This window comes from Kitasatospora sp. NPDC059462, from assembly GCF_042749955.1.
Lineage (GTDB): Bacteria > Actinomycetota > Actinomycetes > Streptomycetales > Streptomycetaceae > Kitasatospora.
This window is the reverse complement of the sequence record NZ_JBHYUU010000074.1, coordinates 1-15,713: the sequence shown is the minus strand read 5'-3', so window position 1 is coordinate 15,713 and position 15,713 is coordinate 1. Positions and strand designations below refer to the sequence as shown.

At 74.2% G+C, this 15,713-nt stretch carries 12 protein-coding genes, 1 tRNA gene and 1 riboswitch; of the genes, 3 read left to right on the top strand and 10 right to left on the bottom strand.

Features of this window, described 5'->3' with window-relative positions; genetic code table 11:
* Nucleotides 1–66: 66 nt before the first annotated feature.
* A complete protein-coding gene (locus ACFXAM_RS19695) occupies nucleotides 67–1,317 on the top strand; it encodes a hypothetical protein (RefSeq protein WP_380292867.1) in 1,251 nt (416 codons plus the stop codon).
* A 37-nt stretch (nucleotides 1,318–1,354) separates the two neighbouring features.
* Here the strand turns inward: ACFXAM_RS19695 and ACFXAM_RS19690 are convergent, their stop codons facing one another.
* Nucleotides 1,355–2,800, bottom strand: coding sequence for an MFS transporter (locus ACFXAM_RS19690; RefSeq protein WP_380292865.1), 1,446 nt, complete (start codon nucleotides 2,798–2,800; stop codon nucleotides 1,355–1,357).
* Nucleotides 2,801–2,894: 94 nt separating this feature from the next.
* A complete protein-coding gene (locus ACFXAM_RS19685; RefSeq protein WP_380292863.1) occupies nucleotides 2,895–3,209 on the bottom strand; it encodes a DMT family transporter in 315 nt (104 codons plus the stop codon).
* Nucleotides 3,210–3,255: 46 nt separating this feature from the next.
* A riboswitch (guanidine-III (ykkC-III) riboswitch) is annotated at nucleotides 3,256–3,321 on the bottom strand.
* A 244-nt stretch (nucleotides 3,322–3,565) separates the two neighbouring features.
* On the opposite strand from ACFXAM_RS19685, the gene ACFXAM_RS19680 reads away from it, so the two are divergent.
* Nucleotides 3,566–3,637: transfer RNA gene (locus tag ACFXAM_RS19680), tRNA-Cys, on the top strand.
* A 105-nt stretch (nucleotides 3,638–3,742) separates the two neighbouring features.
* On the opposite strand, the gene ACFXAM_RS19675 is transcribed toward ACFXAM_RS19680, so the two are convergent.
* The 6 genes from ACFXAM_RS19675 to ACFXAM_RS19650 form a co-directional block, all read right to left on the bottom strand.
* Nucleotides 3,743–6,070 (bottom strand): xanthine dehydrogenase family protein molybdopterin-binding subunit, encoded by a 2,328-nt coding sequence (locus tag ACFXAM_RS19675; RefSeq protein ID WP_380292861.1) that lies wholly within the window; start codon nucleotides 6,068–6,070, stop codon nucleotides 3,743–3,745.
* A complete protein-coding gene (locus ACFXAM_RS19670) occupies nucleotides 6,067–7,395 on the bottom strand; it encodes a 2Fe-2S iron-sulfur cluster-binding protein (RefSeq protein ID WP_380292859.1) in 1,329 nt (442 codons plus the stop codon). The genes ACFXAM_RS19675 and ACFXAM_RS19670 overlap by 4 nt, the downstream gene beginning before the upstream one ends.
* Complete coding sequence (locus ACFXAM_RS19665) at nucleotides 7,392–8,258, bottom strand: FAD binding domain-containing protein (RefSeq protein WP_380292898.1); 867 nt, start codon at nucleotides 8,256–8,258, stop codon at nucleotides 7,392–7,394. Before ACFXAM_RS19665 ends, ACFXAM_RS19670 begins: the two co-directional genes overlap by 4 nt.
* 320 nt (nucleotides 8,259–8,578) lie before the next feature.
* Nucleotides 8,579–10,186, bottom strand: coding sequence for a beta-N-acetylhexosaminidase (locus ACFXAM_RS19660; protein ID WP_380292857.1), 1,608 nt, complete (start codon nucleotides 10,184–10,186; stop codon nucleotides 8,579–8,581).
* 90 nt (nucleotides 10,187–10,276) lie between these two features.
* Complete coding sequence (locus tag ACFXAM_RS19655; protein WP_380292855.1) at nucleotides 10,277–10,555, bottom strand: DUF3039 domain-containing protein; 279 nt, start codon at nucleotides 10,553–10,555, stop codon at nucleotides 10,277–10,279.
* An 82-nt stretch (nucleotides 10,556–10,637) separates the two neighbouring features.
* Nucleotides 10,638–11,222, bottom strand: coding sequence for a YqgE/AlgH family protein (locus ACFXAM_RS19650; RefSeq protein ID WP_380292853.1), 585 nt, complete (start codon nucleotides 11,220–11,222; stop codon nucleotides 10,638–10,640).
* A 299-nt stretch (nucleotides 11,223–11,521) separates the two neighbouring features.
* On the opposite strand from ACFXAM_RS19650, the gene murA reads away from it, so the two are divergent.
* Nucleotides 11,522–12,874, top strand: a complete 1,353-nt coding sequence (gene murA / locus ACFXAM_RS19645; protein WP_380292851.1) for a UDP-N-acetylglucosamine 1-carboxyvinyltransferase — start codon at nucleotides 11,522–11,524, stop codon at nucleotides 12,872–12,874.
* Between the two features lie 76 nt (nucleotides 12,875–12,950).
* Here the strand turns inward: murA and ACFXAM_RS19640 are convergent, their stop codons facing one another.
* Complete coding sequence (locus ACFXAM_RS19640; protein ID WP_030308200.1) at nucleotides 12,951–13,232, bottom strand: HU family DNA-binding protein; 282 nt, start codon at nucleotides 13,230–13,232, stop codon at nucleotides 12,951–12,953.
* A 558-nt stretch (nucleotides 13,233–13,790) separates the two neighbouring features.
* Nucleotides 13,791–15,263 carry an NAD-dependent malic enzyme gene (locus ACFXAM_RS19635; protein ID WP_380292849.1) on the bottom strand — a complete coding sequence of 491 codons (1,473 nt, stop codon included), beginning with the start codon at nucleotides 15,261–15,263 and terminating at the stop codon, nucleotides 13,791–13,793.
* Nucleotides 15,264–15,713 lie beyond the last annotated feature (450 nt).

Below are 15,713 nucleotides of genomic sequence, written 5' to 3'. Positions count from 1 at the left end.
GCCCGGACGACCGCGCGCCGCGCCTGCCGTGCCCCGCCCCGCGCACGCCCCACGAACGGAGTGACCATGGACGCCCTCTCCCGTCGCACCCTGCTGGCCGCGGGCGCCGCCGGCGCCGCCGCCCTCGCGGCGGGCTGCGGGGCCCGGAGGGACCCGGGCGACGGGCAGGCGACCACTCCGGCCCCGGCGCCGGCGCCGGCCACCCCGGCCGAGGACCACGCGGTGGTTCCGACCGAGGCGGCCAAGCCCCCGGTCACCCTGATCGGCGACGGCTCCACCTCGGACACCGGCCCCCAGCCGCACCAGCCCGTGCCCGACGTGCTGCGGCCCGGCGGGCGCCCGCCGCAGTTCGTGGTCTTCTCCTGGGACGGCGCCGGCGAGCTCGACAACGGGCTGTTCGCCCGGTTCCGCCGGCTCGCCCGGGAGCACAACGCCTCGATGACCTTCTTCCTCAGCGGCCTCTACCTGCTGCCGGAGTCCCGCAAGGACCTCTACCGCCCACCGCAGCACAAGGTCGGCGCCTCCGACATCGGCTACCTGAGCGACCAGCACATCCGCGACACCCTGGAGAACCTGCACGCCGCCTGGACGGAGGGCCACGAGATCGGCACCCACTTCAACGGCCACTTCTGCGGCGCCACCGGCGTCGGCAGGTGGTCCCCGGAGGAGTGGGACAGCGAGATCCAGCAGGCGATGGACTTCGTGACGAACTGGCGGACCAACACCGGCTTCACCGATCTGCCGGCGCTGCCGTTCGACTACCGCAAGGAGCTGATCGGCAGCCGCACCCCCTGCCTGGAAGGGCAGCGCAACCTGCTGCCCACCGCCGTCAAGCGCGGCTGGCGCTACGACAGCAGCGGCAACGGCACCCAGACCTGGCCGCAGAAGATCCAGGGCGGCGCGCTGTGGGACCTCCCGCTGCAGTCCATCCCGTTCCCCGGGCACACCTTCCAGGTGCTGTCGATGGACTACAACATCATGTTCAACCAGTGCGGCAGCAACACCAAGGCCGACCCCTCGCTCCACCCCGGCTTCCAGACCCAGGCCCGGGACGCCTATCTGATGGGCTTCGAGCGCGCCTACACCACCAACCGCGCGCCGTTCGTCATCGGCAACCACTTCGAGGAGTGGAACGGCGGCATCTACATGAACGCCGTCGAGGAGGTGCTCGGGGCGATCGCCGGACGGCCCGAGGTCCGGCTGGTCTCCTTCCGCCAGCTGGTGGACTGGCTGGACGCCCAGGACCCGGCGGTGCTGCGCAAACTGCAGACCCTCGGCCCCGGCCAGGCCCCGGCCGGCGGCTGGGAGAGCTTCTGACGCCCCGCCCGCCGGGCCCCCGCCGCCGGCCGGCGCCTCAGCCGGCCTTCCGGACCCGCCCCGAGACCAGCGCGCCGAGCAGCGCGACCCCGGTCATGGTCAGGAAGATCACCGCGAACGCGCCGGTCGACCCGGTGCCCGCGCCGCCGTCGTGGGCGGCGGCCACCGAGCCGCCGCCCAGCGCCGCGAACAGCACCCCGGACAGGCCCACCAGCAGCACGTTGCCCAGCGCGTCGCTCACCTGGAGCGAGGCCGAGTTGGCCCCGGCGTCCTCCGGCGTCGACAGCTTCATCATCAGCACGCTGACGCTCGCGACCGCCAGGCCCATGCCGATCCCGCCGACGCCCCAGGCCACCGCCGCCACCCAGGCCGGCACCGCCGGGACGAGCACCAGCGAGGCCCCCGCGATGGCCACCGCGGTCAGCACGAAGCCGCCGCGGATCATCAGCGTGCGGTACCGCTCGGCCCCCGGCCGGCCCTGGATCCAGGAGCCGAGCGCCCAGGACAGCCCGCCGCTGGTCAGGGTGAGCCCGGCCAGCGTCGGCGACAGGCCGCGCTCGGTCACCATCATCAGCGGGATGAACGCCTCGGCCGCGAAGAACGCCCCCGCCGCGACCCCGCGCAGCAGGATCACCGTCGGCAGTCCGCGCCCGGCCCGCAGCGTCCCGGCCGGCAGCAGGCCGAGCACCGCGGGGAGCAGCAGCGCCGCCCCGGCGACGGCCGGCAGCAGGCCGAGGAGGTCGAGCCGCTGGCCCGCGTACTGCAGCAGACCGGCGCCGAGCGCGGCCATCGCGGCCAGCCCGGTGCGGCGGCGGTCGAACGCGGCGCCCCTGAGCACCGGCTGCGCCTTCTCCGAGCGGCGCAGCGCCGGGCCCATGACGGCCAGCGGCAGCAGGATCAGCGCCGGTACGGCGAGGAAGACCCAGCGCCAGCCGAGGTGCTGGGTGACCGCGCCGGAGACCACCGGGCCGACGATCGACGGCAGCACCCAGGCGGAGGAGAAGGCGGCGAACACCGACGGCCGCAGCCGTTCGGGGTAGGCCCGGCCGACCACCACGTAGAGCGCGACGATCACCAGGCCGCCGCCGAGGCCCTGGATCGCCCGGCCGCCGACGAAGATCCACATCCCCGGCGCCGCCCCCGCCACCAGCAGGCCCGCGCCGAACACCGCGATGCCCGTGAACAGCGGTTGCAGCGGGCCGCTGCGGTCGCACCACTGGCCGGAGACGACCAGCGCGAACAGGGTGGTGGTGAAGTAGCCGGAGAAGGCGAAGGCGTACAGCCCGAGCCCGTCCAGCTCGCGGGCGGCCACCGGCATCGCGGTGTTGACGGCCGTCGCCTCGAAGGCGATCACCAGGACCACCGAGACGATGCCCAGGGTCAGGGCCCGGAAGCGGTCGCCCAGCACCCCGCCGCCGGGGTCGGTCGGTATCGGGACGGGGTCGGTGCCGGTGTCGGCCGAGGCGGCGGAGGCTGTGGTCATACGTATGATCGTAAGGCGCGTCCGGGCCGTTGAACCCTGACCCCGGTCGGGATTCCGGCTCCGACCACGGACCTAGGTCCTCGCCGGTGCGGGGTCAGTGCAGCACCTTGAGGCCCACCACGCCGGAGACGATCAGCAGCAGGCAGCCGATCCGGGCCAGGGTCACCGCGTCGCCCAGCACCGCCATGCCGTAGAGCGCGGTGCCGACCGCGCCGATGCCCACCCACACCGCGTAGCCGGTGCCGATCGGGATCGAGCGCATCGCGTACGCCAGTCCGCCCATCGAGAGCGTCAGCGCCACCCCGAACACCACGGTCGGGACCAGCCGGGAGAACCCCTTGGAGGCTTCCAGGGCAACCGCCCAGACGGTCTCCAGGAGGCCGGAGAGAACCAGAACGAGCCAAGCCATGACGGTCGCACCTTCCGCAGTCGGCAGCGGCCGGGTTGCCGCTGTCACTGCGCCGTCTTGTCCTGACCGGGTACGACGCGCTCGTCCGGGGCGGCCCGCGCGGGACCACCTGTCCCCGACGGTAGCACACAGTCCGCCACACGGAATTTACAAAAGGATATTGACGTTCCGCCCGGCATTCCGCCAAACTGAATTCACCAACACGGCGAACGACGACAGGAGTCGGACATGGACAGGAAGACGGTGGCCCCCGCGCCCCGCGCCTGCGCCCCCGCTCCCCTGTGTTGTCGCGCCTGTCGCTGCTGCCGCGCCTGAGGCGCCCCCGCAGTCCAGCCTGTCACGAGTTCCACCCCCATGGCCGTGTGCCCGAGTGGTTGAGGGAACCGCCTGCAAAGCGGTGTACACGGGTTCGATTCCCGTCATGGCCTCCGAAAGCGAATTGCCGGTCGGCGCGAAAAGCGCCCACCGGCAATTCGTCATGCATTTCCCGGGGAATTCGGCGGGCCCTCCCGCCGAATTCCCGGACCGGCCGCTCAGGCGGTCACGGCGTCCTCCGGGCGGATCGGCAGCCGGCCCACCGGCAGACCGGTGGCGGCGCGCACCGCCGCGGCCACCGCCGCCGGCGCCGTCACCGCCGGCACCGCGCTGACCGCCTTGGCCCCGAACGGCGCCACCACGTCGCGCTCCTCCAGCAGGGCGGCGACCCGGATCTCCGGGGTGTCCAGCGCGGTCGGCAGCCGGTAGCCGGTGAGCGAGGGGTTGGCCAGCAGACCGCCCTCGGTACGGAGGTCCTCCAGCAGCGCCAGCCCGACGCCCTGGGCGACCCCGGCCTCGATCCGGTCCTCGATCTGCCGCGGGTTCAGCGCCCGGCCGACCTCCTGGGCCACCGTCACCTCGACCACCCGGACCGCGCCCAGCTCGATGTCCACGTCGACCACCGCGCGCATCGCGCAGAACGCGATGGAGACGAAGGCGTCGCCCTGCCCCGCCTCGTCCAGCGGCTCGGTCGGGTGCGGGCGGCACTGCGCGGTCGCCCAGAGCTCCTTGCCCTCCAGGGCCTCGGCCACCGGCATGCCGAGCACCCCGTCGTACGAGGTGATCTTGCCGTCGGCGATCTGCAGCAGCTCCGCCGACATCCCGAAGTTCGCGGCGATCGGCTGGAGCAGCTGGTGGCGGACCATCAGCGCGGCCCGCTCGACCGCGCCGCCGGACACCCAGGTGTGCCGGCCGCGGGCGGACGGCCCGGCCACCGACTGGTCGCTGTCGGCCGGGGCGATGTACACCTCGCCGACGCCCAGCACGCTCTGCACGATCTGCCGGGCGAGCGTGGCGAAGCCCTGGCCGGCGTCGACCGCGGCGCAGATCACGGTGGCGTGGTCGCCGCTCACCCGCACGGTCGCGGTGGCGACCTCGTCCTCGCCCTCGGCGCCCAGCATGTGCACCATGCCCAGCGCGTAGCCGATGCCGCGCCGCACCGCGGCCGGGTCCCCGGCGCCGCCGGGCCCGCCCGGCAGCAGCCACTCGGCGTCCGGGTCGTCCACCGGCAGCGCCGGCAGCGGCTCGGCGGCGACGGCCTCCAGCAGCGCGCCCACCGGGGCGGGGCAGGTGACGGCCTGTCCGGTGGGCAGCGGGTCGCCGGTCGCCATCACGTTGCGGCGGCGGACCTCCACCGGGTCGATGCCGACCCGGGCGGCCAGCTGGTCCAGCTGCGACTCGTAGGCGAAGCACGCCTGCACCGCGCCCTCGCCGCGCATCCGGCCGGCCGGCGGGTTGTTGGTGCGCACCGCCCAGGCGTCCACGAAGACGTTGGGGCAGTTGTACGGCCCGACCGAGAAGGCGGTCGCGGCGGCCAGCGCCTCGGCCGAGACGTCGGCGTAGGCGCCGCCGTCCAGCAGGATCTGCGCCTCGACCTTCACCAGCCGGCCCTCGGCGTCCGCGTGGTGGCGGTAGCGCAGCAGCGCCGGGTGGCGCGAGGCGTGGGTGTGGAAGGACTCCTCGCGGGTGAGCGTCATCTTCACCGGGCGGCCGGTGCGCAGCGCCAGCAGCGCCAGGGTGACCTGGAAGGACGGGTCCTCGCGGTCGGAGGTGGCGCCGGGCACGCCGGTGACCACCAGCCGGACCCGGTCCGGCTCCAGGCCCAGGCAGGCGGCGGTGCGGTCGCGGTCGCCGTGCGGGTCGGTGGAGGACAGGTGCAGCTCGACCCCGCCGTCCGGGCGCGGCACGGCCAGGCCCGCCTCGGCGCCCAGCGGCGCCGGGTCCTGGCGGCCGACCTGGTACAGGCCCTCGACGACGATCTCGCCGGCCGCCTCCGGGTCGCCGGTGCGCAGCGGCAGGTGGCGGAAGAGGTTGCCGTCCGGGTGCAGCGGCGGGGCGGTGAAGGCCTGCTCGGGGTCGGTGACGGCGTCCAGCGGCTCGTAGTCGACGGTGATCAGGCCGACCGCGAGCCGGGCCGTGTCGGGGTGGTCGGCGGCGACCGCGGCCACCGGCTCGCCGTGGTGGCGGACCACCCCGGCGGCGAGGACCGGACGGTCGGCGACGATCGGGCCGGTCGGCGCGCCGTCCGGCAGGCCGTCGGGGCCGGCCGGCAGGTCGGCGGCGGTGACCACGGCGTGCACGCCGGGCAGGGCCAGCGCGGCCGAGGTGTCGATGCCGCGAATGCGCGCGTGCGGGTGCGGCGAGCGCAGCACCGCGCCCCACAGCAGGCCCTCGGCCCACAGGTCGGCGGCGTACGGGTAGATGCCGAGCGCCTTGGGCAGGGCGTCGCTGCGCAGCGGGGAGCTGCCCAGGCCGAACGGCTCCGTCGTGCCGCCCGCGTCGCCGTCCTGCTGGAGTGCTGCGCCGATGTCGGTAGGCGACGTCATGATGCGTGGTCGTCCTCGGGGAGCCGGATGCCGTGGGCGGGGGTGGCGCCGTACGGGACGCCGGCGGGGGCGGTGCCCTCGGCCGGGACGCCGTGCGGGGGCGTGGGGATGTACGGCGTGCCGTGGGCGGGGGTGCCGCCGTCGTGGCCGGGCTGCTGCGGGTAGCCGGCCGTGTCGTAGCCCGGGAGCGGGGTGCCGTGCGCGGGGGTGCCGGCGGCCGGGGTCTCGTAGACCGGTCCGTCGTAGGCCTGGCCGTCGTAGACCGGACCGTCGTAGGCGCGGGCCCGGTCGTAGCCGGGCTGCTGCGGGTGGCCGGCCGCCCCGGGGTAGCCGGTCCCGGGCAGGTAGGTGCCGTGCGCCGGGGTGGTGTCCGCCGGGTACGGGGCGCCGGGGTGGGCCGGGTGGAAGCCGGTGGAGCCGTCGGCCGGCGGCGCCGGGATGTCCCGGACCGGGGCCAGCACGGTGGTGTCGTACACCCCGCTGTCGTAGCCGCCCGGGCCGTCGGGGGTGCCGTACGGCGCGCCGGGGGCGGGGGCGGGGGCGGCCGGCTCGGCGGACGGCTGCGGGACGTGCTCGATCCAGGCGTCGCCGTCGGTGTACACCGGCAGGTCGGCGGCGGTCGCGGGCTCGTCCGCGGCGGGCCCGGGCGCGGCGGCGGGGGCCTGGTCCGGGACGGTGGCGGGGGCGGGGGCGGGGACGGGGGCGGGGGCGGCGGTGGCCCGGTCGCCCTCCTCGGCGGCGGACGCGGCGTCCGCCTCGGCCTCCGCCGCGCGCGCGTCGGCGACGCTCTGCACGGCGGCCAGCGCGCCCCGGTAGCCGGTGCACCGGCAGAGGTTGCCGCACAGCGCCTGGCGCGCCTCGACCTCGGTGGGCCGGTGGTTGCGCTGGAGCAGGTCGTGCACGGCCATCGCCAGGCCGGGCACGCAGTAGCCGCACTGCACCGCGCCGGACTCGGCCAGCGCCTGCTGGACGTCGCTGGCGCCGCCGCCGGCCGACAGGCCCTCGACGGTGTTGATCTCGCTGTCCTGCGCCAGCGCGGCGGGCACCAGGCAGCCGGCCACCAGCTGCCCGTCGACCTGCACCGAGCAGGCCCCGCACTCGCCCTGCTCGCAGCCGTCCTTGGCGCCGGCCAGGCCGAGCCGCTCGCGCAGCACGTAGAGCAGGCTCTCGCCGATCCAGGCGTCGCTGACGGGCCGTTCGAAGCCGTTGACCCGCAGGGTGTACGAGGTGGTCGGCCGCAGCTCGCGGCTGACCTGCGGCGCGTGGTCGTGCGCGTGGTCGAGCAGCCCCGCGTCCAGGGCCTCGATGGGGTGGTCTGTGGTCACTTGAGCGCCCTTCCCAGTGCCCGGCGGGCCAGCACGGCTACGGTACGCCGCAGACGGACGGCGGCCGCGCTCGGCCCCTCGGTGACGGCCTCCCAGGCGCCCTCCGCGCCGTAGCCGTCGGGGACGCAGGCGGCGGCCACGTAGTCGCCGAAGGCGGCGGTCGCGGCGGGGTCGATCTCCCGCGAGCCGTCCCAGTCGATGCAGCCGGCCACCCAGGCCTCGGCCTCCAGCGGCCGCAGCGGCACCGGGGCGACGGCGCCGACGGCGCAGCGCACGGCGCGCCGGGCGGGGTCGAGGACGAGCGCCACCGAGGCGGTGGCGCGGGCGGGGCCGCTGCGGCCGGTGGCCTTGAGGAACACCTGCGGGGCGTGCAGCAGCGGGACGCGCACCCAGGTGAGCAGCTCGCCGGGGCGCAGCGGGTCGAGGCCGGTGAGCAGGTGGCTGACCGGGACCTCGCGGGTGGCGCCGGCCCGGGCGAGGGTGACGCTGGCCTCCAGTGCGGCGAGCACCGGGAGGGTGTCGCCGGCCGGGGCGGCGGTGGCGATGTTGCCGCCGAGGGTGCCGACGTTGCGCACCTGCGGGGGGCCCGCGGTGCGGGCGGCGTCGGCGAGCGCGGGGATGAGCGCGGCGAAGTCGGGGCGGTCCATCCGGGCGTGGGTGAGCCCGGCGCCCAGCACGGCGGTGCCGCCGTCCTCGTAGCGCCAGCCGCGCAGTTCGGTGATCCGGCCGAGGCCCACCAGGGAGGCGGGGCGCAGGCGCCCGGCGTTGACGGCTTCCATCAGGTCGGTGGCGCCGGCCACCGGCACCGCGGCCGGGTGAGCGGCCAGCGCTTCGACGGCCTCGTCGAGGGAGGCCGGCAGCATGATCGTCCGGTTCACCTGGGTCCCACCGTGCTCCACTTGCTCATCGATCGCCTGCCGCCCGCGGCCCTGGACCGGGTGTCCGCTCCGGCAGCCCGGCCTGGCCCGTAGGGTACGGGCGATCGGGCCGGGTTGGGCAACTCTGGCACACAATGCTCGATGATCATTTCGGGACGGGCGAACGGTACTGCCCGATTGGGACCGATACCGGGCGGTATCCGACCCGGTCCGTGGCGGACCGGGTCGGATGTTCATCTGTTCTTGACGTCCGACGCCCGTTCGGAAGTTCCCGTGCGCGACGTCCGTCCGCCCCCGGCGTGCCGTCAGACGACCGGCGGAAGCCCCTCGATCGGCCGGCCCTGGACGCCGGGCCAGGTCTGCCACGGGTGCGGACCGGCCGCCGGGCGGTACTCGATGCCGAGCGCGTCCAGCACCTCCAGGTGGCCCGCCATCCGCCGCTCGAAGCCGGCGAAGTCGCGCGCGGCCGGGTCGGTGGGCAGCGCCGACCAGGCGACCTCGGCGAAGGCCACGAGCCGCGGGAAGACCCGGTAGTCGATGTCCCGGGCGCTGTGCATGAACTCGCTCCACACGTTCGCCTGGGTGCCGATCACCCGGCGGGCCGCGGCCTCGTCGAGCTGGGGCGGCACCGGCTCGAACCGGTAGACGTCCTCCAGGGTGCGCACGAAGCCGACCGGGATCGGCTCGTCCTCGCCCGGCGCCTGCCGGTGGTCGAGGTAGACGTGCTGCTCCGGGCACATCACCACGTCGTGCCCGGCCTCGGCGGCGGCGATCCCGCCGCCGTAGCCGCGCCAGGACGACACGGCGGCGCCGGGGGCCAGGCCGCCCTCCAGGATCTCGTCCCAGCCGATCAGCCGCCGGCCGCGCTCGGCCAGCCAGCGGTCGAAGTGCCGGATGATGTGGCTCTGCAGCTCGTCCTCGTTGGCCAGGCCCAGCTCGCGCATCCGCGCCTGCGCGGCGGCGCTGTCCTTCCACTGCTCCTTGGGGCACTCGTCGCCGCCGAGGTGGATGAACTCGGACGGGAAGAGCTCCAGGACCTCCTCCAGCACCCCCTCGAAGAACCGCAGGGTGGCCTCGGAGGCGTTGAGCACGTTGTGGCTGACGCCCCAGTCGGTCCACACGCCGAGCGCCGAGGTGTCCACCACGTCGGTGTTGCCCAGCTCGGGGTAGGCGGCCACGACGGCCTGGGTGTGGCCCGGCAGCTCGATCTCGGGCACCACCGTGATGCCCCGCTCGGCCGCGTAGGCGACGATCTCGCGCAGGTCGGCCTGGGTGTAGAAGCCGCCGTGCGGACGGTCGTCGCGGCGCTGGGCGGCCCGGTAGCCGACCATCGAGCGCTCGCGCCAGGAGGCCGCCTCGGTGAGCCGCGGGTAGCGCTTGATCTCCACCCGCCAGCCCTGGTCGTCGGTCAGGTGCAGGTGCAGCACGTTCAGCTTGTGCGCGGACAGCTGGTCGACGAAGCGCAGCACGTCGGCCTTGGGCAGGAAGTGCCGGGCGACGTCCAGCAGCGCGCCGCGCCAGCCGAACCGGGGCGCGTCCTCGATGTCCACGCCGGGCAGCACCCACTCCGAGCGCAGCGGGGCGCGCCGGTAGGCGTCCGGGCCGAGCAGCCGGCGCAGCGTCTGGGCACCCCAGAGCGCACCGGCCGGGCCGCCGGCGGTGATCACGGCGTGGCCGGGGCGCACCGAGAGCCGGTACGCCTCCGCGGCCAGCGCGTCGTCGTGGACCAGTTCGACGCCCTCACCGGGCCGCCCGGGGGCGAGCGGCAGGCCGGTGGCGGCGGTCAGCGAGGAACGCAGCCACCGTTCGGCCCCGGCCAGTTCCGGCGGCGCGGTCAGGGTGGTCGTCGAGTCGAGCGGGAAGTCCTGGTCCGGGAGGCGGACGGAACTCACGGGGGCGGGAATGAGGTCCATTGCGCCATCCTCCCCCGACCCGGACGACTGGCATAGACCACCCGGCAATCGCCGCGCTATGCAAAACGGCGGTGCGAGGAGCGGAACGGCCTACTTGTCCTTGTCGTCGCCGCCCTGCGGCTTGCCGATGCCGTCGTAGATCTCCTTGCACATCGGGCAGACCGGGTACTTCTTCGGGTCGCGCCCGGGCACCCACACCTTGCCGCAGAGCGCCACCACGGGGGATCCGGAGAGGGCGCTCTCCATGATCTTGTCCTTCTGGACGTAGTGCGCGAAGCGCTCGTGGTCGCCGTCCCCGTGGGACACCTGCGGGACGGGCTCGACCAGGGTGCCGGTGCCGAGGCCGCGCTCGGGCTCAAGAGTGCTCATGGGTGCCAAGTCTATGGGCGCCCCGCGAGACCGGGCCAGTGTCGCGGCCCCGGCCCGTGTCATGCCGCGTGCGGCGGCCGCCTCAGTTGAGCGTCGGGTCGTCCGGGTAGCTCGCCAGCAGGGCCAGCGGACCGCGCTGGCGGCGCAGCACCGCGCGCCAGAGCCGCTCCGGCTCGGGGTTGGAGATGTCCCCCGGCTCGCAGTCCACCAGGTACCAGGCCCCGGTGGAGATCTCCGTCTCCAGCTGTCCCGGCGCCCAGCCCGCGTACCCGGCGAAGATCCGCAGCGCGCCGAGCTCGCCGGCCAGCACCTCGGGCGGCGCCTCCAGGTCCACCAGGCCGATCGCGCCATGCACCCGCCGCCAGCCGAGCGGTTCCCCGGTGCCCGGCTCCCCCGGCGCCACCGCCAGGCCGAGCGCCGAGTCCAGGGCCACCGGCCCGCCCTGGAACACCACCGCCGGCCGGCCGACCAGCACGCCCCAGCCGTCCAGCACGCTGCCGACCTCCACCGGGGTCGGCCGGTTCAGGACGACGCCGAGCGCCCCCTCGGCGTCGTGGTCGAGGAGGAGCACCACCGCCCGGGCGAAGTTCGGGTCGGTGAGCACGGGCGTCGCGACGAGCAGACGGCCGGTGTGGGACCGGCCTGCGTGCGAATGGGCCGCCGTCATGCCCACATGATCCCGCAGAACCCCCGGCGGCGGACACCCGAAAACCGGCGGGCCGGGGAATGCGCCGCGAACACCCGTACGGACGCACCGGCGCGCGCCGCGCGGCCCGGGGAGAGCACCATCACGGGAGAGGCTCACGGGAACCATCGGCACGACCACTACCATCTACTGATGGTGGACGCCCGTCCACGGTGCCGATTCGGTCACGCCGGGGGCCCGACGCGCCCGTGCAACCGTTCCACCGCATGGCTCGTCGCCGAGCCCCACCCACTCCTCTGGCACCCCGGATTGCGAGAACGATGACCGACGACGTCCTGCTGGTCCACGGCGGAAACCCGCTCGAAGGCGAGATCCGCGTCCGCGGTGCGAAGAACCTGGTGCCCAAGGCCATGGTCGCCGCCCTGCTCGGGCAGGGTCCCAGCAGACTGCGCAACGTCCCGGACATCCGCGACGTCAAGGTGGTCCGCGGGCTGCTCCAGCTGCACGGCGTCACCGTGCGCACCGGGGACGAGGAGGGCGAGCTGATCCTCGACCCCTCGCACGTGGAGAGCGCCAACGTCGCCGACATCGACGCGCACGCCGGCTCCTCGCGCATCCCGATCCTGTTCTGCGGCCCGCTGCTGCACCGCCTCGGCCACGCCTTCATCCCGGGCCTGGGCGGCTGCGACATCGGCGGGCGCCCGGTGGACTTCCACTTCGAGGTGCTCCGCCAGTTCGGCGCCACCATCGAGAAGCACCCGCAGGGCACCTACCTGGTCGCCCAGCAGCGGCTGCGCGGCACCAAGATCGAGCTGCCCTACCCCTCGGTCGGCGCGACCGAGCAGGTGCTGCTGACCGCGGTGCTCGCCGAGGGCGTCACCGAGCTGCGCAACGCGGCCATCGAGCCGGAGATCGTCGACCTCATCTGCGTGCTGCAGAAGATGGGCGCGATCATCACCCTGGGCACCGACCGCACCATCCTGATCACCGGCGTCGACGAGCTGGACGGCTACACCCACCGGGCGCTGCCGGACCGCCTGGAGTCGGCCTCCTGGGCCTGCGCGGCGCTGGCCACCAAGGGCGACATCTACGTCCGCGGCGCCCGCCAGCTGGAGATGATGACCTTCCTCAACACCTTCCGGAAGGTCGGTGGCGCCTTCGAGGTGGACGACGAGGGCATCCGGTTCTGGCACCCGGGCGGCGAGCTCAAGGCGATCGCGCTGGAGACCGACGTGCACCCCGGCTTCCAGACCGACTGGCAGCAGCCGCTGGTGGTCGCGCTGACCCAGGCGACCGGGCTGTCCATCGTGCACGAGACGGTGTACGAGTCGCGGCTGGGCTTCACCGGCGCGCTGAACCAGATGGGCGCGCACATCCAGCTCTACCGCGAGTGCCTGGGCGCCACCCCGTGCCGCTTCGGCGCCCGCAACTTCCTGCACTCCGCGGTGGTCTCCGGCCCGTCCAAGCTGATCGGCTCCGAGCTGGTCATCCCGGACCTGCGCGGCGGCTTCTCCTACCTGATCGCGGCGCTGGCGGCCGAGGGCACCTCGACCGTGCACGGCATCGACCTGATCAACCGCGGCTACGAGAACTTCATGGACAAGCTGCGCGACCTCGGCGCCCACGTCGAGCTGCCGAGCGAGCGGTCCAGCGAGGAGCTGGTCGACGCCTGACCGGCGCCCTCCGCCGACGGCGAGAGGCCGGGCCCCCGCGACGGGGACCCGGCCTCCCGGGCGTTCAAGGGGTGGTTCAGGCGCCCTTGGCGGCTTCCTTCAGCTTGGAGCCGGCGCTGACCTTGGCGCTGTAGCCCTCGGGGATCTGGATCGGCTCGCCGGTCTGCGGGTTGCGGGCGGTGCGAGCGGCACGGTGGGTGCGCTCGAAGGTCAGGAAACCGGGGATGGTGACCTTCTCGTCGCCCTTGGCGACGACCTCGCCGACGATCTCGGCGAAGGCGGCCAGAACGGCGTCGGCGTCCTTGCGGGTCACCTCGGCGCGCTCGGACAGCGCGGCCACCAGCTCACTGCGGTTCATGTGTACTCCTGTGGTCTGTTCGCTTGCGGTGTACGGGGGCCCATCGGTGCTCCCACCGGGGGCACCCGGATGGGCCGCAGGTCCGCACACTGTGCTCATGCAGGCAATGCGTGGTCGCGAGCCGGGTCCGCACCCAGTGCCGCGCGCCGTGCCGTCGAAGGCCCGCCTGCCTGCCCGGATACGAATCCTGCCCCGACCGGCCCCGAGAATGCCAATCGGGCCCCGGCGGCACGACCCGAACAGCGCCCGCCCGCCGGAGGTGTGACGCTCCGTCGGCTCCGGCGGACCGGGCGCGGGCGGCGGTCGGGAGGACGCGCCGGAAGACCAGGGGGACGTTCCGTACTTGTCGGACACGCCTGCCCCGTGCAGGGCTACCGTACGCCCTAGGTCCGACAAGCCCAAACACGCCCCTCGCCCTTGTGTCGCAAGGGTTCGGGGCGGGAACGGGCGGGTACGACCGCTAATCGGACATTTGACCGATCCGCGACACATCGCGACCGGCCGCCGCGGGGGCGTGCCGCCGGGTCCGGCGCAGGGATCCGGCGGCGCGGTCCGGCGTCAGAGCTTCACGGCCGGGAAGGAGGCGGTGTCGAGCGTGCCGACGATGCCCGGGGTCGGACGGGCCGGAGCGGGCTCCTCCGAGGCGGCGGCCAGGGCGGCCTCCCGGACGGCGGCGGCGACGGTCTTGGCGACGTCCTTGTGGAACACGCTGGGGATGATGTAGTTCGGGTTGCGCTCGTCGTCGCCGACGGTGGCGGCCAGGGCCCGGGCGGCGGCGATCATCATCTCGGTGTTGACGGTGCGGCTCTGGGCGTCCAGCAGGCCGCGGAAGACACCGGGGAAGACCAGCACGTTGTTGATCTGGTTCGGGAAGTCGCTGCGGCCGGTGGCGACCACCGCGGCGGTCTGCCGGGCCACCGCCGGGTCGACCTCCGGGTCCGGGTTGGCCAGCGCGAAGACGATCGCGTCCGGGGCCATGGTGGCCAGGTCGTCGCCGTCCAGCACGTTCGGGGCGGAGACGCCGATGAAGACGTCGGCGCCGGCCACGGCCTCCTTGAGGCTGCCGGTGCGGCCCGAGCGGTTGGTGTGCTCGGCGATCCAGCGCAGGCTGTCGTTGAGGTCGTCGCGGCCCTCGTGGACCACGCCCTTCACGTCCGCCACGGTGGCGTGCTCGACGCCCGCCGCCATCAGCAGCTTGAGGATCGCGGTCCCGGCGGCGCCGGCGCCCGACATCACGACCCGGATGTCGCCGATCTCCTTGCCGACCACCTTGAGCGCGTTCATCAGCGCCGCCAGCACCACGATCGCGGTGCCGTGCTGGTCGTCGTGGAAGACCGGGATGTCCAGGGCCTCGCGCAGCCGGGCCTCGATCTCGAAGCAGCGCGGCGCGGAGATGTCCTCCAGGTTGATGCCGGCGAAGCCCGGGGCGATCGCCTTGACGATGGCGACGATCTCGTCGGTGTCCTGGGTGTCCAGGCAGATCGGCCAGGCGTCGATCCCGGCGAAGCGCTTGAACAGGGCCGCCTTGCCCTCCATGACCGGCAGCGCGGCGGCCGGGCCGATGTTGCCCAGGCCCAGCACGGCGGAGCCGTCGGTGACCACCGCGACGCTGTTGCGCTTGATGGTGAGGCGGCGGGCGTCCTCGGGGTTCTCGGCGATCGCCATGCAGACCCGGGCGACACCCGGGGTGTAGATCATCGAGAGGTCGTCACGGTTGCGGATCGGCAGCTTCGAGGACATCTCGATCTTGCCGCCGAGATGCATCAGGAAGGTACGGTCCGAGACCTTGCCGATGGTGACGCCGTCGATCGCCCGGAGCTTCTCGACGATCTCCTCGCCGTGCGCCACCGAGGAGGCGGCCACCGTCACGTCGATCCGCAGCGCCTCCAGGCCGGAGGCGGTCACGTCGAGGCCGGTCACCGAGCCCCCGGAGGACTCCACGGCCGTGGTGATCGCGCTGACGGCGTTGCCTCTGGCCGGCACCTCCAGCCGCACCGTGATCGAGTTCGAGACACTGGGCACCGTCGCCATCGACGTTCCTTCTTCCGTCCGTCCGTCCACGAGGTCAACAGTTCGTTGAAGTCCCTCGCTTGCGCATGCTAGACATCGATGGTCGCACCAACCGGGGCGTAGTCAGAAATAACGTTCATTGAGTGTGCGGACCCGACAACTTCTTGCCTCCACGGCCCGATGCGTTACATTGGACGGGACACCGGCTCGATCCAAGCCCCCGGGCCCAACCTTCGTCCCTTCGAGGGACCACTTGCCGCGAGGCGAGCATGGCGGGTCGGTGTCGTAGCTTCTGAAGGCCCCTCACCCGCCGGGTGGGGGGCCTTCGCCGTGGTCACGCGCCGTGGTCGCGCCCGGCCGGGGGGGGGGGGGCCCGGCCGCCCCCCCCCGCCCCCCGGGCCGTGGGGCCGCAGCCCGGGGCCCCCCGCCCCCCGCCGGGGGGGGGGCGGGGCCGACCACACCGGGCAACCC

Bases quoted from the DNA above. Each gene is read 5' to 3' on its own strand.
- ACFXAM_RS19650 (WP_380292853.1), bottom strand. From the start codon at position 11,222: ATGACGGCGGCCCATTCGCACGCAGGCCGGTCCCACACCGGCCGTCTG.
- ACFXAM_RS19655 (WP_380292855.1), bottom strand. From the start codon at position 10,555: ATGAGCACTCTTGAGCCCGAGCGCGGCCTCGGCACCGGCACCCTGGTC.
- ACFXAM_RS19640 (WP_030308200.1), bottom strand. From the start codon at position 13,232: ATGAACCGCAGTGAGCTGGTGGCCGCGCTGTCCGAGCGCGCCGAGGTG.
- ACFXAM_RS19665 (WP_380292898.1), bottom strand. From the start codon at position 8,258: ATGCTGCCGGCCTCCCTCGACGAGGCCGTCGAAGCGCTGGCCGCTCAC.
- ACFXAM_RS19690 (WP_380292865.1), bottom strand. From the start codon at position 2,800: ATGACCACAGCCTCCGCCGCCTCGGCCGACACCGGCACCGACCCCGTC.
- murA (WP_380292851.1), top strand. From the start codon at position 11,522: ATGACCGACGACGTCCTGCTGGTCCACGGCGGAAACCCGCTCGAAGGC.
- ACFXAM_RS19660 (WP_380292857.1), bottom strand. From the start codon at position 10,186: ATGGACCTCATTCCCGCCCCCGTGAGTTCCGTCCGCCTCCCGGACCAG.
- ACFXAM_RS19685 (WP_380292863.1), bottom strand. From the start codon at position 3,209: ATGGCTTGGCTCGTTCTGGTTCTCTCCGGCCTCCTGGAGACCGTCTGG.
- ACFXAM_RS19635 (WP_380292849.1), bottom strand. From the start codon at position 15,263: ATGGCGACGGTGCCCAGTGTCTCGAACTCGATCACGGTGCGGCTGGAG.
- ACFXAM_RS19675 (WP_380292861.1), bottom strand. From the start codon at position 6,070: ATGACGTCGCCTACCGACATCGGCGCAGCACTCCAGCAGGACGGCGAC.
- ACFXAM_RS19695 (WP_380292867.1), top strand. From the start codon at position 67: ATGGACGCCCTCTCCCGTCGCACCCTGCTGGCCGCGGGCGCCGCCGGC.